This window comes from Corynebacterium sp. LK33 (assembly GCF_014334955.1).
GTDB lineage: Bacteria > Actinomycetota > Actinomycetes > Mycobacteriales > Mycobacteriaceae > Corynebacterium > Corynebacterium jeikeium_D.
Map to the genome: position 1 here is coordinate 1 of NZ_PDGU01000012.1, position 21,480 is coordinate 21,480.

The 21,480-nt window shown below is 57.9% G+C and carries 16 protein-coding genes; 9 read left to right on the forward strand and 7 right to left on the reverse strand.

Annotated elements, in window-relative coordinates:
- From CRD20_RS04740 to glf, 3 genes are all read right to left on the reverse strand, one after another.
- The coding region (locus tag CRD20_RS04740) for a hypothetical protein (RefSeq protein ID WP_222866205.1) at positions 1 to 421 on the reverse strand (421 nt) is incomplete at its 3' end.
- Positions 422 to 1,104: 683 nt separating this feature from the next.
- Positions 1,105 to 2,019: a DMT family transporter gene (locus CRD20_RS04745; protein WP_370545921.1), complete on the reverse strand. Its 915-nt coding sequence runs from the start codon at positions 2,017 to 2,019 to the stop codon at positions 1,105 to 1,107.
- 36 nt (positions 2,020 to 2,055) lie between these two features.
- Positions 2,056 to 3,252: a UDP-galactopyranose mutase gene (glf, locus tag CRD20_RS04750; protein ID WP_042388989.1), complete on the reverse strand. Its 1,197-nt coding sequence runs from the start codon at positions 3,250 to 3,252 to the stop codon at positions 2,056 to 2,058.
- Positions 3,253 to 3,581: 329 nt separating this feature from the next.
- Between glf and CRD20_RS04755 the strand changes: the two genes are divergently transcribed.
- Together CRD20_RS04755 and CRD20_RS04760 are read left to right on the forward strand one after the other, a co-directional pair.
- Positions 3,582 to 5,087: an N-acetylmuramoyl-L-alanine amidase gene (locus tag CRD20_RS04755; protein ID WP_016421651.1), complete on the forward strand. Its 1,506-nt coding sequence runs from the start codon at positions 3,582 to 3,584 to the stop codon at positions 5,085 to 5,087.
- A gap of 84 nt (positions 5,088 to 5,171) precedes the next feature.
- A complete protein-coding gene (locus CRD20_RS04760) occupies positions 5,172 to 7,613 on the forward strand; it encodes an N-acetylmuramoyl-L-alanine amidase (protein ID WP_187404950.1) in 2,442 nt (813 codons plus the stop codon).
- A gap of 52 nt (positions 7,614 to 7,665) precedes the next feature.
- Here the strand turns inward: CRD20_RS04760 and CRD20_RS04765 are convergent, their stop codons facing one another.
- Both CRD20_RS04765 and CRD20_RS04770 read right to left on the reverse strand, forming a co-directional pair.
- Positions 7,666 to 8,499, reverse strand: a complete 834-nt coding sequence (locus tag CRD20_RS04765; protein ID WP_049190951.1) for an HAD family hydrolase — start codon at positions 8,497 to 8,499, stop codon at positions 7,666 to 7,668.
- 6 nt (positions 8,500 to 8,505) lie between these two features.
- Positions 8,506 to 10,155, reverse strand: a complete 1,650-nt coding sequence (locus CRD20_RS04770) for a 1-acyl-sn-glycerol-3-phosphate acyltransferase (RefSeq protein ID WP_187404951.1) — start codon at positions 10,153 to 10,155, stop codon at positions 8,506 to 8,508.
- A gap of 430 nt (positions 10,156 to 10,585) precedes the next feature.
- On the opposite strand from CRD20_RS04770, the gene CRD20_RS04775 reads away from it, so the two are divergent.
- The 6 genes from CRD20_RS04775 to CRD20_RS04800 all read left to right on the forward strand — a co-directional run bounded on the left by CRD20_RS04775 (position 10,586) and on the right by CRD20_RS04800 (position 17,706).
- Entirely contained in the window at positions 10,586 to 12,322 is a 1,737-nt protein-coding gene (locus tag CRD20_RS04775; protein WP_016421655.1) for a glycerol-3-phosphate dehydrogenase/oxidase, read from the forward strand.
- A 246-nt stretch (positions 12,323 to 12,568) separates the two neighbouring features.
- Positions 12,569 to 13,318: an MIP/aquaporin family protein gene (locus tag CRD20_RS04780; protein ID WP_172954626.1), complete on the forward strand. Its 750-nt coding sequence runs from the start codon at positions 12,569 to 12,571 to the stop codon at positions 13,316 to 13,318.
- Positions 13,319 to 13,402: 84 nt separating this feature from the next.
- Complete coding sequence (glpK, locus tag CRD20_RS04785; RefSeq protein WP_048732791.1) at positions 13,403 to 14,959, forward strand: glycerol kinase GlpK; 1,557 nt, start codon at positions 13,403 to 13,405, stop codon at positions 14,957 to 14,959.
- Between the two features lie 142 nt (positions 14,960 to 15,101).
- Positions 15,102 to 16,274, forward strand: a complete 1,173-nt coding sequence (locus tag CRD20_RS04790) for an alpha/beta hydrolase (protein WP_048732793.1) — start codon at positions 15,102 to 15,104, stop codon at positions 16,272 to 16,274.
- Positions 16,275 to 16,531: 257 nt separating this feature from the next.
- A complete protein-coding gene (locus CRD20_RS04795; protein WP_049190945.1) occupies positions 16,532 to 16,867 on the forward strand; it encodes a PadR family transcriptional regulator in 336 nt (111 codons plus the stop codon).
- Entirely contained in the window at positions 16,864 to 17,706 is an 843-nt protein-coding gene (locus tag CRD20_RS04800) for a hypothetical protein (RefSeq protein WP_187404952.1), read from the forward strand. The genes CRD20_RS04795 and CRD20_RS04800 overlap by 4 nt, the downstream gene beginning before the upstream one ends.
- Positions 17,707 to 18,026: 320 nt before the next feature.
- Here CRD20_RS04800 and serS read toward each other — a convergent pair whose 3' ends face one another.
- Both serS and CRD20_RS04810 read right to left on the reverse strand, forming a co-directional pair.
- Positions 18,027 to 19,298: a serine--tRNA ligase gene (gene serS / locus CRD20_RS04805; RefSeq protein ID WP_070767085.1), complete on the reverse strand. Its 1,272-nt coding sequence runs from the start codon at positions 19,296 to 19,298 to the stop codon at positions 18,027 to 18,029.
- 46 nt (positions 19,299 to 19,344) lie between these two features.
- Positions 19,345 to 19,995, reverse strand: a complete 651-nt coding sequence (locus CRD20_RS04810; protein ID WP_187404953.1) for a LysE family translocator — start codon at positions 19,993 to 19,995, stop codon at positions 19,345 to 19,347.
- Positions 19,996 to 20,189: 194 nt separating this feature from the next.
- Between CRD20_RS04810 and CRD20_RS04815 the strand changes: the two genes are divergently transcribed.
- Positions 20,190 to 21,443, forward strand: coding sequence for a septum formation family protein (locus CRD20_RS04815; RefSeq protein WP_222866206.1), 1,254 nt, complete (start codon positions 20,190 to 20,192; stop codon positions 21,441 to 21,443).
- Positions 21,444 to 21,480 lie beyond the last annotated feature (37 nt).

Sequence of the window (21,480 nt, forward strand, 5' to 3'; positions counted from 1 at the left end):
CCTTTACCCAACCATTTTTAACGGGAGGAATAGCATGCAGTTTAATTTCATTCGAGCCAGATGATTCAATGAATTGCGCACGGGTGTCTAGTGCTATGGCAATCCCCCTATGGCTATCAGCATAATGTTCCCAATGGAAAGACGAATCTACAACTTTCGTTGTCGACAGAATAAATAAGTTCTTCAACCCCTCATAGAGCTGCTCCTCAGCCCATGCATAGTCCAGAATCGGATGCGCCATTTGTTGAGAGCGTAGAATCTTATCTCGGGCGATTCTCAGCGCCCTCATACCAGGCTCAATTTCCTCCTGACTATTCAAAGAAATAGCCGAAGACACAAAAAGTCGTTGGGATTTGATAATCCCCTCAAAGCCAGACTCAGATGTAAAGTGCCACAGTTTTCTTGGAATGTCCGAGTTCACTCTGCTATCCGTTCTAACTCCATCACACAACCTAACCAAAACGAGTCCTTAGTCCCACTTGCAATTCTACTGCTCGCGAGCTTAACAACTAATTTCTCACTCGACACGGGGCGGTGGACAAATTTAGTGTTACGTCGATTTTTGAAAATATGGGTCTAACTTTGGGTTCTTTCGATTTCCTGTCCTACCAATAGACCGGTTGGCTTCCGACGCTAATATTTCGACTTCCTACAAGCCTGCTCAGCCTTGCGGTAAGCCAGGCAACCACTGAACTCAGAGTCTCCAAGCGAAGGCACGAGTAGCAAGCGAGTTGTGGAGTCATAAAGGAGATCTCGCTTCTCCTACACCCTCCTTGTTTGACAGGATAGGGACTCTAACTGCAATTCAAAAAGCTGGTTCTTCGCAGGATCACACTGTGGCACTTTAAGACTGCGCGCCTGGTTAATCGTCATCGTGTTAAGTCCAGACTTAGTTTTTACAACACACAGTAACTGAGACCGAACAAAGGTGGACTCCAACAAAGCGCTTAGTACGATTGAGGAAGTATCTGCTGGCCGAATTCGAAACAAGTGATTCTGGAAAACGAACTGACGCTCAAATGTTTCCGCAATTGCTGCCCGAACAACTTCTCGCAATCACGCGATGCGAAGTTGTTTATTACTCAGTTCTGTGCGCGTAAGTAATTACCCAACACGCGACTCCCGCGCCCCGCGCCAGGTAATAATTGCGCCAGCCGCCGCGATCAGCACGATACCCAGCGCCATGGACCAAGTCACTCGGTCACCGGAAAACGCCCAGCCCAGGATTGCACCGATGACCGGGTCCAGCGCGAAGAGCGTGCCGACGACCGCCGCTGAGACAATCCCCGCAGCGATGGTGTCCATCATGTAGGGAATAACAGCACCAATGAACCCAGAAACAACGATGGTGACCCACATCGAACCGTCGACAAGCGGTGCAGCGGAAACAGAAAATGGCGCGAGCACGATTGCTGCGACGACCACTGACAGCGCCAGATCCGGCATGCCGCCGCCCTCGGAACTGCCCATTCGGGCGGAGAAGAGCGTGTAAGCGCCGAAGAAGATCGCGCCGATTGCGGCGTAACCAATGCCGATAGGGTCCAGGTCATTGGAGGGCTGGGCAATCAGTGCAACGCCGATGAAAGCGACGATGGCCCACAGGCGGGAACGCCACATTTTCAGTCCCAGGAAAGACACGACGCAGGGGCCGAGGAAGTCGATGGTGACGGCGACACCCTGTGGGAGGCGGGCGATGGCGGCGTATATCATCATGCTCATCATGCCCATGGCGATGCCGTAGACCACGATGTTGATGGCGCGAACGCGGGTCATTCCGGACAGTTTTGGTCGGAACAGAACCACCATAATGATGGCGGCGGCGGTCATGCGCAGGCCTGATATGCCCGGCGCACCGACCGTGGAAAGCATGCCAGTGACCAGCACGGCTGCAGCCTGGGTACCAAGAGAACCGATAAGAACCAGAATGACAGGCGCCACCGGCAGGGTGAGAAACTTGTTCACACGCTGCAGCAATAACCCCTGGTGGGGAACTTCGGTTTGGCTTTTCTCACGCGACACTCGCGCAATACTAGCGCGGGAGCCGCAAGCGGCAAATTAGTGCCCGCGCTCCTGCTCGATTGCTTCGCCGTCGTTGAAGAACGGCGCAATCTTGTTGTCGAACATCGACAGTGCGGAGCCGATGGCCATGTGCATGTCCAGGTACTGGTAGGTGCCCAGACGACCACCGAAGAGAACCTTGTTCTCCTGCGCTTCTGCGGCGGCGAGCTTGCGGTATGCCTCCAGCATCTCGCGGTCTTCCGGGGTGTTGATCGGGTAGTAGACCTCGTCGCCATCGTCGGCGAAGCGGGAGTATTCCTTAACAATTACCGTCTTGTCCTTGACGTAATCGCGCTCCGGGTGGAAGTGGCGGAACTCGTGGATACGGGTGTACGGCACATCCGCGTCGTTGTAGTTCATCACTGGAGTGCCCTGGAAGTCGCCGGTGTTGACAACCTCCATCTCGAAGTCCAGCGTGCGCCAACCCAGCTTGCCCTCGGCGTAGTCGAAGTAGCGGTCCAGCGGGCCGGTGTAGACGACCGGGGCGTCCGGGGATACAGCGCGCAGTTCGTCGCGCACCTCGAACCAGTCGGCATCGACAACGACGTCAATCTTGTCGGAGGTCACCATGTTTTCCAGCCAGGCGGTGTAGCCGTCGACAGGCAGACCTTCGTAGGTGTCGTTGAAGTAGCGGTTATTAAAGGTGTAGCGAACTGGCAGGCGGGTGATGTTGCCAGCCGGCAGGTTCTTCGGGTCGGTCTGCCACTGCTTGGCGGTGTAGTGCTTGACAAATGCCTCGTACAGCGGGCGACCAATCAGGGAGATTGCCTTTTCCTCAAGGTTCTTCGCGTCACGCGGATCCAGACCATCGGTCTGGTCCTTAATCAGCTGGCGCGCCTCGTCCGGGCTGTAGTACTTGCCGAAGAACTGGTTGATCAGCCCCAGCCCCATCGGGAATTGGTATGCGGTGCCCTTGTACATAGCGAACACGCGGTGCTGGTAGTCGGTGAAGTCCGTGAACTGGTTGACGTAGTCCCACACCCTCTTATTAGAGGTATGGAACAGGTGCGCACCGTACTTGTGCACCTCGATGCCAGTCTCCGGCTCTGCCTCCGAGTAGGCGTTGCCGCCGATGTGGTTGCGGCGTTCGACAACGAGCACGCGCTTACCCAGCTCAGTGGCGGTCCGCTCAGCAACGGTCAAACCGAAGAAACCCGAACCGACCACGATGAGGTCGTAGGTGTTGTCCTTGATGTCCTGTAGGGACTTCGGAGCAAATTCATTGGCAGTGGTGTTCTTTTCGCTACTCACGCCTTAAAACCTATTGCATTTCCATCCGGTTTGCGGGTGTACACGCGGGCTTTACGACGTCCACGTGAGCCCAGCCCAACGTTCGTTTGGTCACATTATTTGATAATTTTCCCAAAATTAACGAAGAAACACAGATGTCTCACTAGATTTTTTTAGTCACACTGGTAACATCCTCCTCAGAATTTTCTGTTGCTTTGCAACTTTCCTTCCTTTCGACCCCGGGTAGACCTCGGGTCGATAACCCTGTACCCCATTTTTTTGGAGCTTTTACCGTGCCAACTCGCCGTCGCATCAATGCCCCGTCGATGGGCCGTCGCACCTTCCTCTATGGACTGGCAGCTACTACTGCCGCAGCTCCGCTAGCAACATGGGGTATTCGCCAGGCCCCTACTCTGGTTGAAAGCCCAGGCGTAGGCCCCATCGCGGCCAAGATCTCAACATCGCCGCTGGTTGACGCTGTCACGATGATGATTGACGACGCAGCCGTCGGCACCCATGCCATTACCGATGCCCTGCACCCGCTTCGCGGATTCGTAAAGGACATCACCCGCGACGAACCGTTCTCCCAGTTCGCACTCACCTGGCCGGGCGATGACAATCTGCAGCTCTACGTTCGCGCCGAGCGCGAAGACGGCAGCTTTGGCCCGTGGTTCCACGCTGATTCACACGGTCCGATGAATAACTCCGGGCAGTCCGGCACCGAGCTGCTGTTCGTTGAGCCCACCCGTCGCGTGCAGGTGTCGACTGTCGGCCTGAACCTCCTCGAAGGCCTGGATCCCCGCAACATCATTGGTATCGACAACCTTGACCCCGCCACTATCGGCGGTTCCCTGCAGGACCTCGTCAGCGCTACGGCCGCATTGTCCCTCAACGCTGTCCAGGCAGTTTTCATCGACGGCGTAGAGCAGGTCGGCGAGGTTATTCAGCCAGTTGCGTACGAGTCGTCGATTGCCGGCGCGCCAAATGTAATCAGCCGTGCAGCGTGGGGCGCAGATGAGTCCATCCGCAGCGGTTCGAGCTCCTACAGCACTTTCAAGGGCGCGTGCATCCACCACACCGCGGGTTCCAATAACTACTCAGAGTCCCAGGGACCAGCCATTGTCCGTGGCATTTATGCCTACCACGCAAATACGCTGGGCTGGGGCGATATTGGCTACAACGCGCTGGTCGATAAGTACGGCAACATCTACGAGGGCCGCTACGGTGGCCTGGACAAGAACATCGAGGGCGCACACGCAGGTGGCTTCAACAACGGCACCTTCGGTATCTCGGTGATGGGCAATCACGACCAGCTGGAGATTCCGGATGCGGCCGTCACCGCACTCGGCGAGATGGTCGGCTGGCGCATGAAGGTCGGTGGCGTCGATCCGATGTCCACCGCCGCGCTGACCAGCGCCGGCTACTCGAAGGCACGCTACAGCTCCGGCCAGACCGTGAATCTCCCGGCCATCTTCGGTCACCGCGACACCGGCTACACCTCCTGCCCGGGCACCTTCGGCTACCAGCAGATGGATGCCATCCGCGCTGCAGCCAAAGCCAAGTTTGATGGTGCCGGTGGAGCGGATATCGCCGGCCGCTCGACGGATCCGAACAACCAGGACGGAGAGGCCGCCAGCATTCCGCCGATTCCGGGCACCGGCGAGTCGGGCGACAACGGCGGTTCCCTCGGAAACGTGGAAACGCCCACGCCAGGCGAGGTTGTTGGTGAGTTTCTAACTGAATCCCTGCCAACCAACCCTGCCGAAGCTACGCAGGCCTGGTTCGCACCTCAGAACTAAGCCCCCGCTTATCTAATCCAGGCATAACCACATCACATTTGTGGTGTAACACCAGATTTTCGTAATCACCCAGGAGTTATTACCGTGTTTAGTCGCCGCCGCATCAATCGCCGCGCAGGTGCCAAGCAATCCTTGGTACTCGCTGCCGTGGCGACCCTTGCCCTGACACCCGTTGCCGTTGTCGGCGCAGGTGCCGCTTATGACCTCATTGAGGAAAACGGCGCCGGCCCCATCGACCCCGTTGTCCAGAGCAAGTCGCTTGCAGACAGCGTCTCCGTTCTCGTCGAAGATGCAGCAATCGCAACGCAGTCGCTTGCCGACGAAGCTCATCCCAACCGCGGTGTCGTCAAGGAAATTACCTCCGATACTGAGTTTTCCCAGTTTGCGCTGACGTGGGCCGGTGACCCTGATATCGCCAGCTTCGTCCGCGCCGAGCGAGCAGACGGCTCCTGGTCCGACTGGTTCAGCGTTGACCCGGACTACCCCGCTGAAGGCAATGGCAACGGCCTGAACGGAACGGAGCTCATCTACATCGAGCCAACCAAGCGCGTTCAGGTTTCCACCCACGGACTCAACATCTTCGGCCCGGGTTCCGGCGTGGATCTGAAGGACATCAAGGGCGCTGAGAAGCTGGATTTGTCCAAGCTCAACCTCGACGAGATTAATGCCGAGGGCGCCAAGAAGGCCGTGGAGGATGCAAAGGATTCCGCTACGGATGCGGCCAAGGATGTCGCCGAGGCCGCTTCCGACTACCAGCAGACTCCGGATGCAGCTCCTGGGGACGCACTCGATGACCCGACTGCTCCGAACGCTAACGACGCTGCAAATCTGGACTCGCCGAATCTCCCGGTGAAGTGGACGGACATCGAACCGGTCGCCGATGAACTGCCGATCGACCAGGTCGACGCAGTGCTAATCGACGGCCAGGCTGCTGCATCCGGCATCGACCCAATTGTGGATGCCAAGAATGTCACGGGCATGCCGAAGGTCATTACCCGTGCCGGCTGGGGCGCCAACGAGAATAACCGCTGTAAGGGCGCGGACTACGACAGCAAGCTTGTCGGTGCCACCGTGCACCACACCGCTGGTTCAAACAACTACACCGAGAGCCAGTCCGCTGGTATCGTCCGCGGCATTTACCAGTACCACGCACAGACTCTGGGCTGGTGCGACATCGGATACAACGCCCTTGTCGACAAGTACGGCAACATCTACGAGGGCCGCTACGGTGGGCTGGATAAGAATGTCCAGGGCGCACACGCAGGTGGCTTCAACACCGGTACTTTCGGCATCTCCATGATGGGTAATTACTCTTCGGTTGCTCCCAGTGAGGCTGCACTGAACTCGGTGGGCAATATGATTGGTTGGCGCCTGAAGGTCGCCGGCATTAAGCCGACCGGCCAGATTCAGATGACTTCGGGTGGCACCAGCTACGCCAAGTATGGATACGGTCAGCAGGTCACTCTGCCGACAATCTTCGCGCACCGCGACGTTGGTAACACCACCTGCCCGGGTGATGCTGGCTACGCCCAGATGAGCAAGATCCGCTCGATTGCCGAGAAGAAGTACAACACACTCACCAGCGGAAAGATTGACAATGAGGGCCCTGACGGCTTGATTGACCTCCTCGTTCCGCAGGATGAAAAGGACGATAAGACCGCCGAGGACACAGACTCGCAGTCGAGCGAATCGACCGAGTCGAGCACGTCGACCTCTACTACCTCGACCACTTCGACCACCTCGGCATCGACGGGTACGTCCACGACCTCGTCCTCCGAGAAGTCCTCGAGCGCATCGAGCGCATCGAGCACCACTTCGTCGACAACGTCGAGCTCCGACTCGACCACCTCGGGCACTTCGGATACCTCGGAGCCAACCGACGCCACGAACACCAGTGACACTGCTACGGCTGACTCCTCCGCACCGTCGGCAAGCGAGCAGAGCAACTCCTCCTCGCCGAGCGCATCCGACGAGCAGCAGAAGGCACAAGCTCTGGAGACAGTCTCGGGCGCACGTTCGATGCTGGCCTCGGCGCTGGGCATGCTCGGCGCACCGGGGCTCGGACAGACCGCCGATGCGATTCTGGGTGCCGTTGGACGCTCCATCGAAAACGGCCCATCGATTGCTGACCTGCCGGTCCTGATTGACCAGATCATCACTATCAATGAGCAGAACGACCTGGCTGCCGAATGGCGCCAAGTCTCCGAGGAAATGGGCTCCGTTCTCGGTTACGCAATGTCCGGTATCCAGAGCGGTTCTACCGTGGCGAACAATGCTGGCCAGGCCGATGCCCTGCGCTACGTGAAGTTCTCCAACGGCGTAATCACCGACTCCGACACCACCGGCGCGCACGCTATCTGGGGCAAGATTGCTGATGAGTGGGCCCGCCAGGGCTTCGAGGTCGGCAAGCTGGGTGCCCCGACGAAGACCCAGGTGGTCGATGGAAACATCGAGCGCGCTGAGTTCCAGAACGGTTCAATCACCTTCGACCGCACCACCGGCGAAGTCAAGACCGAGCTGAAGTAAGCGCCCTCGAGCGCTGGAGGAGCTAGCTGGCGCGGGAAAACCTCGAGGCTAGCTAGAACCAGCGCTCCAGCACACGAGCAACACCGTCATCATCATTGGTGGCGGTGATTTCGTCTGCAATCTCCTTGACGTTGTCAGCCGCATTGCCCATGGCCACACCCGTGCCCGCCCACGACAGCATCTCGATATCGTTCGGCATGTCACCGAAGCAGACCACATCTTTCGCGGTCGCTCCGACCAGTTCAGACACGTATTCCAACCCGGCGCGCTTAGTCACGCCCGGCGCGGACACTTCCAACAGTCCGTCGGGCATGGAGTAGGTCACGTGCGCCAAGCTCGCGTCAATTGCGGGAGCGACCAGCTCATATAGCTGGGCACTGTTCACATCTGAGTTTCGCAGCAAGAGTTTCGTCGCAGGTTCCGACAACACAGCCTCTTCAGCAAGCTCACCGTGCTCATCCGATTCCCACGCATGGTCATAGGACGGCGCCACCACAAAAAGCTCATCGATGGCATCATTCGCCGACGTCCCAGCGCGCTCTGCCGCAATGCCGATTCCACCGATGGATCGCGCCGCTTCGCGCGCATGCTTGACGACGTATCGCAGCGTCTCCGGCTTCAGTGTGTTGGCGGCAACCACTTCATCACGGCCGGAGTCGTAAATCACGGCGCCATTGGCACACACGCACAACGGCTGAACCGGCAGCTGCTCGAGCACTGGTTGCAACCACCGAGCCGGCCTTCCCGTGGCCAACACCAACGGGGTTCCGCGGCGTAGCATTCGCGTGACGGCCTGTCGCAGGCGGGGAGTTACCCGCTCCCGCGAGTCGATGAACGTCCCGTCAATATCCGAAGCTACGAGTAGTGGATGTAGTCTCTCGGTCACTTCGAACTACTTGCCGTCCTCACTGTTGCCATCTTCACCGTCATCGCAGAACCGGTCGTGCAACAACTGCAGCGTTGCGGCTACTCCCCCATGCTCGACCGTGTCGATTACCCAATCCGCGTTCTTCAGCAGGGACCAGTCCGCATCGGCCGTAACTACCGGCATGCCGACACGCTGTGTGGCTTCCTCAAAGTTCGAGCGACCGGCAAAAAGAATCGCGGTTTCTTCCTTGCGAGCCTGCTTGCGCAGCGTGCTAACCACCGCATTTGTGACGTCCAGTTTGCTGGCGCCCTCCGGGAGTTCCACGACCTGCAGGTCAACCGACTCCAAAGCCGATAGATTCGGCTTATCTCCCGGTTCGTGCAGAACAACGATTGTGGCTCCGGCATCGCCGAGCTGCTGCAAGGCCTTCATGTTTTCTTCGCTGGTATTGCCCGCGTCGTCGGCAAGCGATGCGGGGTAATCGAAGATGAACGTCTCCGGCTGAGCGGTGATGAGCCTGTTCAAGCGCTGTGGAAGCTTGTCGCGGATCATCATCGACTGGCCGATAAGACGGTAAACGGTCTGCTGCGTCTGTTCGACACCGGAGGCGGAGGCCTTCTCTAGTTGCACGTACGCTTCGCGGAAGGTCACGCGCATCGAATCCGTGGCCGTACGCACGGACTCCTTGCTCTCCTTAGCACCGGCGACAACATCATCAGCCATCTGTTCCACAGACTGACGGAACTGCGCCAACAAGGCGGTCGTCTGTTCCCTTCGGCGAGCAGACTCCGCGCTCATCGTTTGCGAGGCATCGAGGAACTGCTGCCTGGTCTGATCGCCGAACTCACGCGCACTATCGCCGAATTCACGTGCCGACTCGGCTAGCTTTTCCTTGAATGCGGCCAGATCACCGCGCAAATGACGGATACGCTGACGCTCTTCTTCGACTTTCAGGTCCTCTGCCTGGGCCTCTTCGAAAGTCGGTGCGCCGCCGCCAAGGCGAGCCGGTACCCAGTAGGCGCCCTTCGGCAGGGGACCTTCTTCAACTGCATACTCGTCCCAGAGCTGACGGACACCCTGATCCATGATTTCGTGTAGCTTTTCGGTGGCTTCTGCCGGATCGCCCTCCGGGGTCCACGGCGGCAAAACCGTAATATGAATCGGAGTATTGCTGCGGCCGAGATGCTTGGGGTGCCCCTTCGTCCACACGCGCTGGGATCCCACAATCAGCACTGGGATGATGGGCTTACCGGTGCGCTGCGCCATACGCACCGCACCGGACTTCAGATTCTTGACTTCAAAGCTGCGAGAGATAGTCGACTCCGGGAAGATGCCTACCAACTCGTCGTTTTCCAGCTTCTTGCAGGCCTCTTCAAAAGACTTGGAGCCGTCGGTGCGATCGACCGGAATGTGTTTACAAGCACGCATGATTGGTCCTGCGATCGAATGGTCGAAGACTTCCTTCTTCGCCATAAAACGGACAAAACGGCGGTGCTTGCGGAATGGAAGACCGACATAGGTGAAGTCCATGTATCCGGTGTGGTTAGTAACGAGAACGGCGCCAGAGTCTTTCGGCACGTTTTCCCAGCCCTTAACGGTGAACTTCAAACCTTGGGCAAAGAAGACGGTGCGCGCCAATCCGATAATCGTTAAGTACACAGGATCCTTGAACATGGCCTTTACTCTACAATCTTTCGCACCCCTTAGCGGGGCGATATGTACTGGTATCTGAGACCCATGAATAAATGTCGTTACAGGCCCAGATCTATGTGTAAAAACCAGGTACATCCCCCTTGCGCGTACTGCGCACCTGTCATACAGTCCCGGTACACCCCATAATCGCTTTTACCACCCCCGTTATGGGGTGAGCTCCGCTGGTGGGCATTCATTCCAAAAGTAGTAAACCTCTATTAACATACCTATCTACCTGCGGAAAACCAGACAACATTTTGGGGCGGGTGTTCTTGGCTTTTTGACCCATTGTTTATATCTACGTAACCGTAAGTTACCGCTTACAAGTAAGCCGATTTTTGGTACCCTGAGCCGTGAGCCGAGAAATTCTCTTCGACGAAAAATCAACGCCCCCACCGGGAAGGATTGGAAAATGTCGTCCTCTTCATCTCTCGCCCCATCTGCAGTTCTAAATAAGGAACAGCATGAAAAGACCTGGGAGAAATTCGGTACCGAGCAATACGACGTCGTCATTATCGGCGGCGGTTCTGTAGGCGCTGGCGCTGCACTCGATGCCGCAACCCGTGGTTTGAAGACTGCGGTCATTGAAACTCGTGACTTCGCAGGCGGTACCTCCAGCCGCTCCTCCAAGATGTTCCACGGCGGTCTGCGCTACCTGCAGATGTTGGACTTCCGCCTGGTAGCTGAATCCCTGCGCGAGCGCGAACTGTCCATGTCGCACCTGGCACCGCACCTGGTTAAGCCACTGCGCTTCGTCTTCCCGCTGACCCACCGCGTGTGGGAGCGCCCGTTCATGGCATCGGGCTTCTTCCTTTACGACGTCATGGGTGGCGCCAAGCAGGTTCCAATGCAGAAGCACTACTCCCGCAAGGGAACCCTGAAGCAGGCTCCGGGCCTGAAGGAAGATGCCGTGGTCGGCGGCGTTCGCTACTACGACACTCTGGTTGACGATGCCCGTCACACCATGACTGTCCTGCGCACCGCTGCTCACTTCGGCGCTGATGTCCGCACCTCCACTCAGGTTGTCGACTTCGTGAAGGAAGGCGAGCGCATCGTCGGCGCGAAGCTCCTTGACACCGACACCGGCGCCACCACCACCATCCGCGGCAGCGTTTTCGTCAATGCCACCGGTATTTGGTCCGATGAGATTGAGAAGCTGGCTGGCGTCACGGGCAAGTTCCGCGTCCACACCTCCAAGGGTGTCCACATTGTTATTCCGAAGTCCGCTCTTGAGGGCTCGGTGGCAATGACCTTCGTGACCGAGAAGTCCGTCCTGTTCGTGATCCCGTGGGGTGAATACTGGATTATCGGTACCACCGACACCGATTGGACCATGAACCTGGCCAACCCGGCAGCTACCCGCGCTGACATCGACTACATCCTCGACCACGTCAACGCCAAGGTTCGCCGTCCAATTACTTACGACGACATCGTCGGCGTCTACTCGGGTCTGCGTCCACTGGTGGAAGGCGACTCCGACTCCACCACCAACCTCTCCCGCAACCACGCTGTTGCCCACGTTGCCCCGGGCATGGTTTCCGTCGCAGGCGGTAAGTACACCACCTACCGCGTCATCGGCGCTGACACCATCGACGCTGCAGTCCAGGACGTCCCCCGCAAGGTACCGGAGTCCGTCACTGCAGATGTCCCGCTGCTCGGCGCTGACGGCTACCACGCACTGAACAACCAGAAGCCAGCACTGGCCAAGCAGTTCGGTATCACCGAGAAGCAGGTCGAGCACCTGCTCAACCGTTACGGCTCCCTCATCTACGAGGTTCTAGCCCCGACGGCCGAGGACAAGTCCCTGCTCGAGCCACTGGAGGCTGCTGAGCAGTACATGCGCGCTGAGGTTCTCTACGCAGTGACTCACGAAGGCGCAATGCACCTCGACGACATCCTGGAGCGCCGCCTGCGTGTCTCCATGGAGTACGCACACCGCGGTGTCGACAGCGCCCGGGCCACCGCTGAACTGGTTGCCCCAGCTCTGGGTTGGGACAAGGACACGATGGAGAAGGAGATCAAGGTCTTCATCGAGCGTGTCGAAGCAACTCTGGCAGCTGAACGTGAGCTGACTGACAAGGCCGCTAACGAGATTGCTGCTCATGCAGTGGAGACTCGCGCGGACGTCGATGTCAGCCTCGACCGCTAGTTTGCCCCTCCCCTCCCCCGGTGGCCGTACTAGTTAGTTCTTAGATGGCCACCAACGCTGTAGCCACAACGAAATAGCTTTCCCTCTTGGGAAAACGGCTTTGCACTTCAAGGGGCTAATGGGCTCGAAATAAAAGTGCCGGCGAAAAGAATCAGTTCTCGCCGGCATTTCTTATACCTAAAAGTTTACGTTGCACGATTCCTCGTGGCCTTTCCCGGTCACGACGCACAGAGAGTTTCACATCTCATGGAGACAATCACAGGATCCCAGGCATTCCTCTGGGAGTTTTTCGGAACCGCCATTCTAATTCTGCTCGGTAACGGAGTCTGTGCCTCTATCAACCTCCGGACTACTCGCGCAGCAAACGCTGGCTGGATGGGCATCGCCTTCGGTTGGGGTATGGCAGTTTTCGCTGGCGCATCGATTGCCGACGTATCCGGTGGCCACTTGAACCCAGCGGTAACCGTTGCCCTAGCAATCAAGGGCAGCCTGGCCTGGAGCCTGGTCCCTTACTATGTCGCAGGTCAGCTGTTGGGCGCATTCGTAGGTGCAATCCTGGCATGGGCCGCTTTTAAGCAGCTGTTCGACGCCAATGGTGTCGACGAAAACGGCAACCCAACCAATGCGAATGCCGAAACTGGCGGCAACTTCTTCACCGCGCCGGTTCACCCAAATAACTTTTGGAATGCCGTCACCGAGTTCATCGCGACCTTCGTTCTGCTCGCATTCATCCTGTTCGGCCCAGCCGGCGGCGAACTTGGCCCGCTGACCTACTTCGGTGTCTCGTTCATCATTGTGTCGATTGGTCTTTCCCTTGGTTCCCCGACCGGATACGCCATCAACCCTGTTCGTGACCTCGGCCCGCGTTTGGCCTACGCTTTCGTGCTCCCGATTAAGGGCAAGGGCGATGCGAACTGGGCCTATGCATGGGTTCCGATTGTCGCACCGATGCTGGCAGCCGTGGCTGCAGGCGCTCTTGCCTTTGCCATCGGATAACGGGAATATGAGAGATATCGCACAATAAAATATCGCAAGCCTGAACACTCACATTTACACACAATTTCGCTAGGAGTATCCCCCATGACGCACAGCAAATACGTCCTCGCCATTGACCAGGGAACTACTTCCACCCGCTGCATCATCTTCAACCATGACGCAGAAATCGTCACTGTTGCACAGATGGAACACAAGCAGATTTTCCCGGAAGAGGGCTGGGTCGAGCACGACGCTCAGGAGATTTGGACCAACACTCGTCGAGTAGTCAGCGAAGCTCTCGCCGATGTCGACATTGCTTCCCAGGATATTGATGCCATCGGTATCACCAACCAGCGTGAAACCACTGTCGTCTGGGACAAGAACACTGGTGAACCGGTCTACAATGCCATCGTCTGGCAGGACACCCGCACGAATGAGATCTGCAAGGAACTCATGGGGGATGAAGGCGCTGACCGCTGGCGTGAGACCACGGGCCTACGTATCAACTCCTACCCAGCTGGCCCGAAGGTGCGCTGGATTCTCGACAACGTCGAGGGAGCTCGCGAAAAGGCTGAGGCTGGCGATCTACTCTTCGGCACCATCGATACTTGGCTGCTGTGGAATCTCACCGGTGGTGCAGAGGGCGACAACGGCGAAGACGCAGTTCACGCAACCGACGTCACCAACGCCTCCCGTACTCTCCTGATGGACCTCAAGACCCTCGAGTGGGATGAGGACATTTGCCGTGAAATTGGCATTCCGATGTCGATGCTGCCTGACATCCGACCGTCGGTAGGCGACTTCGGCCGTATCCGCGCCCGCGGTTCTCTTGCGGAGCGACCGATTACTGGCATCCTCGGCGACCAGCAGGCCGCCATGTTCGGCCAGGGCTGCTTCGGCGAGGGCGACACCAAGAACACCTACGGCACTGGGCTGTTCATGCTAATGAATACTGGTGAGAAGCCGAAGTGGTCTGACCACGGACTCATCTCCACCGTCTGCTACCAGGTCGAGGGAGAGAAGCCGGTCTACGCGCTCGAGGGCTCCGTCTCCATGGGCGGTGCACTTGTTCAGTGGTTGCGCGACGAGCTGCAGATGATTCCGAATGCGGCATCCATTGAGAACAAGGCAAAGAGCGTCAAGGATAACGGCGGCGTGTACATCGTGCCGGCCTTCTCCGGTCTTTTTGCTCCTCGTTGGCAGCCGGACGCTCGTGGCGTCATCGTCGGTCTGACCCGTTTCGTCAACCGAAACCACATTGCCCGTGCTGTGCTGGAGGCTGCTGCGTACCAGACCCGCGAGGTCCTCGACGCCATGGTCGCAGAATCCGACACGGACATCACAACGCTGAGCGTTGATGGTGGCATGACCATGAACGAGTTCCTCATGCAGTTCCAGTCCGACATCCTGAATGTCGCTGTCACACGCCCGAACAACATTGAAACCACGGCCCTTGGTGCGGCATACGCTGCGGGCCTTGGCATTGGCTTCTGGTCGAACCTGGATGAGGTCAAGGCTCACATCACGATTGACAAGAAGTGGCGTCCGAAGATGGAGGCCGAAGAGCGCGATCGCCTGTTCCACCAGTGGAACCGTGCCGTTGAACGCACCTACGGTTGGGTCGAGGATACGGATGCTGAGGAGGCACCGAAGCCTGAATAAGTCCTCGTAAGAGCCGAAAAATAGCCCGGAAAACCTATTCGGTTTTCCGGGCTATTTTTATTATAAATTCAGGGCTTGTTTGTTATAATAAAATTATTATAACTATCATCCACTCCTCGATTGAAAACAGAAACGAGCAATCATGCGTCGCGCATCAATTTTCACTGCGAGTGTGACCACCGCCCTGACTTTGGCCCTGGCCACCCCGGCAGCATCAGCAGCCCCAACGGACTTCATCAAGAACCCGCTGGAACCAACTCCCGACCCGCAGTCCACTGCAATGGTCGAGCTGCCCACCACCCCGGCACCAACCACTACGGTTGACGGACGCCACGTTACGGTCACCGACGGCTACATGACCTCACAGGATGGCAAGGGCACCCAGATCTACTGGAAGTCCAACACCATCCCGAATGCCAAAGCCACTGTCGTCGTAGTGCATGGCGCTGCAGAACACCTGGGTCGCTACGAGTGGGTAACCGGCAAGCTGCTGAACGCCGGCTACAACGTGTACCGCATTGACCACCGTGGGCACGGCCACTCGGGCCAGGTCGAAGGAACCCCAGTTGCCCGTGGCCATATTGATGATTTCCACTCGCTTGTCGATGACCTGCACATGCTCGTCGAAAAGGCCAAGGCGGAGAACCCGAGCACGAAGACCTTCCTGCTCGGCCACTCCATGGGCGGCCTTGCCGTGGACTTCCACGGCATCAAGTACCCGGGCAGTGTCGATGGCATTGTCGCCAACGGTGGTGGCGCTCTTTTCAACCCCTACGGTGGCACAGACGAGGGCGAGACCATCACCCCAGAGGCCATGACCGATGTCCAGCGCGAGGCGCAGCCGACGATTTACCAGCGCCTGCCATTCCAGGACATGACCACATTCAACACTCGCATGCTCAAGGAAGTGCCGAACCGCACCGAGATGCGCGTGCCATCACTACCCGGCAGCGACTTGATTCAGCTTGGCAACCCGCTGGGTTCGAAGACCTCTTCTTCGCAGGCAGTGCGTGATGAGTACGAAACTGATCCGTACAACAACTCCAAGCTCTCGCTCGGCATGGCTCAGCAGATGGCTTTTGCCGCCACCTACAACGGCACCAACTCCGTCGACTTTGTTGAGCCGACCCTGGTCATGATGGGTGGCCAGGATGAGATTGTGCCGCCGTTCTTCTCGCGCGACTGGTACAACGGCATCTCATCCACCGACAAGCAGCTGATCGAGTTCGAAGGCCAGTTCCACGAGACCTTCAACGAGCCGGCACAGCACGAGGCCATTGCGACGGCTATTGCCTGGCTTGATGCGCGTATCTAATTGAATGCTAAAAAAGAACCGAGCCACTCCCTAGCAGTTACGAGTTCTTCATAGAGCTAACCCGGTGGAATGAGGGGCGATTGTCTTCTGACAATTGCCCCTCATTTTCCTTGCCCTACCCTCTCCGCGCCGTATAAAGCATGCAGTACTTGGCAATACAAACTACTGTGCGTATAGTTGGTATTACAAGGTACTAGGTATGAAAAGTATTCTGCCTGGCAGATTCCTCCATGCCGCCGGAAAGAAAGCACCACGCAATGCCCAAACGTCCACAGACACAACTGAAGAAAGGGGTACTTGAGCTCGCCATTCTCAAGCTGATTTCTCGCGAAGAGCTCTATGGCGCGGCACTCGTCGCAAAGCTCAACGCCTACCCCCACCTCAGCGCGCCCGCGGGAACCGTCTACCCCCTACTCTCGCGTCTGACCACCAACGGCTTGATCAGCAATCGCTGGGAGGAATCCCCCAAGGGACCGCCTCGCAAGTACTACTCACTGACAGCCAAAGGAAAGCAAACACTCACGCAACTACACCAGGACTTCATCGATCTATCCGCCGACATGACCGCACTATTTTCCGAGGAGCCCCAATGAACACCTACCTCACTGCCATTGACCACAAACTGCGCGAAATCGGCATATCGCACGCACAACGCAAGGCGATCATCGCCGAGCAGGAGAGTCTTCTGCAAGAGCTTAACGACGTCCACGCGGACCTGGCCGAAGAGCTGGGCACGGCAACCGACTACGCAAATCGCGTAGGCGAACAAGTTGGTGAACCAAGCACCTTGCGCAGGTACCTCTCCAACCCGCTTCGAGTATTTACCAAAAGCGGTCGCGTTTCCCTGTGGAACATGGATGACCCGCGGATCCTCCAGCCTCACCTGTTGGGTTTTGGCTGGTCCATCAACTGGGCCGCAGTAGCGACCAAACTGGGGATTGTCCGACCGGACGATATTGACGGTGAGGTTATCTCTGAAATTCCAGCTCGCGCACTGCAGGCGACCGCTCTTCTCCCCGCGGCCGTGACGGTTGCGCACGGCGTCGCACTGGCTATGTCCTGGAAGCAGTTGCCTGCAGAAGTCCACACAAAATGGAAGCTAAACGGCAAGGCAGTTCAGAAAACAGCACCGAAGGAAACTTTGCTTCTTCCCTTCGTGGTTTCTACGGTCGGAGCTGGATTCTCAGCTGCTTCGCTGCTCAAGGCGGATGACCGCGAAGATACTCTGCGTGTTGCGTCCCTAGGCGCACTCGCAAGCACAATTGCACCATCTCAGCTGATCGGAGTCCTCTCGGAAGAAAACTCCAAGACCAATCCAGCATTTGTGCGAGCTGGCGTTGCCGTGGCATCGGTCGCGGCTTCGGCCGCATGCCTTGCCCTTCCTCTCTTCGCTGGGCTGAAGGCTACGTGGAAGAAAGCTGGGGTGGCTTAAATCACGGTGCAGGAGACATCAGCAGGTGAAAGACTCATCAGAAAGATTGTTGTAATCCGAATGTTGTAAACAACCTCTACCACCTCGAGTGAGGCTATCCCCCTGGTTCAGTTGTGTTTTCGGTTGTGTTTCTACTCTCAACCTTCCTGGTGTTTTTACCTTCTCAATCCCCCAATTAATTTTTTAGCGCAGCTAAACAAGTCACGCCTGAAAAAAGCCACTTCACGACACAGGCGTCACCTCATGCCAGCTGTGGAGGTGGCATGAGGTGACATAGGTGTCGTGAAGTCGCGGATGAACTGGGGCGGGGCCGCACCTGCTTAACCGGCTCGCTTAACCGGCTCGAGAACTTCCTTGCCCATCATGAACGGGCGCAGCGCCTCCGGAATCACCACGGAACCATCGGCCTGCTGGTGGTTCTCCAGAATGGCGACCAGCCAACGCGTCGTGGCCAGCGTACCATTTAGGGTGGCGCAGTACTGCGACTTGCCGTCGGCATCGCGGTAGCGGGTCTTCAAACGACGAGCCTGGAAAGTCGTGCAGTTCGAAGTCGAGGTCAGCTCGCGGTAAGTGTTCTGCGTCGGAACCCACGCCTCGGTATCGAACTTGCGGGAAGCGGATGCACCCAGGTCACCACCAGCAACATCGATGATGCGGTACGGAACATCGACCGCGGCCAGCATTTCGCGCTCCATGTTCAGCAGCTTCTGGTGCTCTGCCTCCGCCTGCTCCGGCGGACAGTAGGAGAACATCTCCAGCTTGTCGAACTGGTGCACGCGCAGGATTCCGCGGGTGTCCTTGCCGTAAGAGCCCGCTTCACGACGGAAACAAGAAGACCAACCAGCGTAGCGACGTGGCCCCTCCGACAGGTCAATAATCTCGTTGGAGTGGTAGCCGGCCAGCGCGACTTCCGAGGTACCGACCAGGTAGAGGTCATCTTCCTGCAGGTAGTAAATCTCATCGGAGTGCGCACCGAGGAAGCCGGTACCCGACATGGTCTCCGGACGAACCAGCACCGGCGGCACCATCAGCTGGAAACCGTTCTGAGTTGCCTTCTGAGCAGCCAGGTTCATCATGGCCAGCTGCAGCATGGCACCGTAGCCGGTCAGGAAGTAGAAGCGGGAACCGGAGACCTTGACGCCACGCTCCATATCAATAAGCCCCAGCGACTCACCGAGGTCCAGGTGGTCCTTGGGCTCAAAATCGAACTGTGGAATCTCGCCAATTTCCTCCAGCACGACAAAGTCATCTTCGCCACCGGCGGGCGCACCCGTAACGATGTTGCCAATCAGGTACTGCAGACGCTCGACCTCAGCCTCGGCTTCCTTCTGCTCCGCTTCGGCTGCCTTCACGGCGTCGGAAAGCTCCTTGGCCTTCTCCAGCATGGCCGGGCGCTCTTCCTTCGACGCCTGACCAATCTTCTTACCGAAGCCCTTCTGCTCTGAACGCAGCGCGTCGGTGGAGGCAATAACCTCACGGCGCTTAGCGTCAGCTTCCAGCAGCTGATCGACCAATGCCGGGTCCTCACCACGGGTGCGCTGGGACTCGCGGGCTACTTCAGGGTTTTCGCGGAGAAATTTGAGATCAATCACGTCACCTAGAGTACCTGGTTTACGTCGATAAGCAGGTACGCGCGGGTTAGAGTGCCGCTTCCGCTCCTGAGGCGACCAGCAGCGCGCCGAGGACGAGGAAGATCACGCCGGCGACAGTGTCAATCCACGGTCCTGCCAGCACCATTCGCTTGACGACGGCATCCGTCGACACCACGATCGCGATAAATAGGAAGAAAGTGATTTGGGAGGCGATTAGCACCAGCGTACAAAGCACGAGCGTCCCCACAGATGCGCCCGCGGGAATGAACTGTGAAAGCACTGCCGTGAGGAAGAGAACAATCTTCGGGTTCGACATGTTGGTGAAAAAGCCCTGGCGGAACGTCGCCTTCGGTGACCGGAGCGCCTCACTTCCCAAGGCTGGTGCGGCACCGGCGCGCAGTTCGCGGAGGGTATTGATGCCTGCCTTGGCCATACTGATACCCATGTAAATGAGATAACAGCCACCAACGAGCTGGATTACGCCCATCAGCAAAGGATTGGCGGTGATGACAGCTGCGAACCCAAACACTGTGAGGGTCATCCAGATCGTGGCACCAGTACTGATACCCGCAACCGCTGCGATGGCATGCTTTCGGGATTTGGTGGCAAGGCGCAGGATTAAGAAGACGTCAGGCCCTGGTGAGGCCATACCAATAATGTGGACGCCCAGCAGGCTGAGTAGTGCAGTCCAGGTCAAGACTCGGGTCCTCGGGTAGCGAACAAATACCGGACTATTGTAGTGCTTAAAGCTCTTGAGCAAATTTGGACCGCAAACTCGGGCAGAGCGTCGATGACTGAGCTCCCTGCCACGGCATCAACGCTCATGGCAGCGTTGTCGCTTTTAGCGTTACCTTGTCCACAGGCTCATTGGCGGTGCACAATGGGGTCACTATGGCTGATGACAATATGAACCAGGATCGCGCGCACGCTGCCGCCACAGACACTGACTCCGGTGCAGGTACTGGCGCAGATGCCAGCACTGGTGCATCCTCCGCAGCCGGCAACGATGCCAACGCTTCGAATAACTCCCGTGGAAGCTGGGGAATGCGCGCTTTGTCGACGGCAATGCTGGTTGGCGCCGCGGGAATGGCATTCGCGCTGCAAGCGGGAGTCATCGAGCCACCGAGTGGGCCACTTGGGGGCAAGGGTTCGTCGGCAAGCGCGTCATCGTCGACAACGACAACCATCGTCGACAAGGAGACGACGGCGTTCACCAGCGCAACCACGGGCAACTGCCTGGACTGGAACCTGGCAGAAGATCTGAATGTTTCTGACTTCCGCGTCGTGCCCTGTGAGCAGCCGCACGCTTATGAGGTCGCCAAGAAACTGAATCTCGCCGATTACGAGGAACATCCGGGGCAATACGCCAAAACTGCCAACTACCCGACAGCGGACAATTTGGTGGCTCTGCAAAATGGCGTGTGCCGCGAGACTGTGACTGAATACCTGGGCGGCAAGTACGATCCGGACGGTCGTTTTATCACGGCGCCGATCATTCCTTCACCTAGCCAGTGGGAAAAGGGTGACCGAACCTTCCTGTGCGGTATCCAGGTCGTCGATGAAGACGGCAACACGGCGCACATGTCCGGTCCTGCGGCCGGGCAGGACCAGTCCCGCGTGTTCGAGGGCGGCCGCTGCGTGACATTGGACGAAAACGGCGCCATCCGCCAGGTGCCGTGCGTGGAAGATCACCTGATGGAGTCGACGGGAGTTGTCAATCTCCGCGACCATTTCGGTGACAACGTCCCCACTGACCAGGAGCAAAATGATGTGCTCGCGGAACAGTGTGTGACTCTCGCGCAGAATTACCTCGGCGGTGACGACCCGCTGTATAACTCGACGCTACTGCCATTTTGGACGTCATTGTCGCAGGAGTCGCTCAATGCCGGCTCGCGCAGTGTGAACTGCTGGTTGATTAAGGACAATGGTCAGGGCGGGTTCTCCACTCTCAACGGCCACGCTAACGAGTCCTTCACTATCGACGGCCAGCCGCCCGTAGCTCCGCCACCGCGCAATCCGCTGCGGGAGGAGCAGGGTGACGCTGGCGCTGGCGCTAGCACAGGTGACGTCGGTGAGGTCGGTGCCGACGGTACTGGCGCAGGAGCAGGCGCTGCGGATAGCGCAGTCGCTCCCGCCGGACAGTAGAACAATCGGCCAGTAAAACAAGAGGACATTGCGAGGC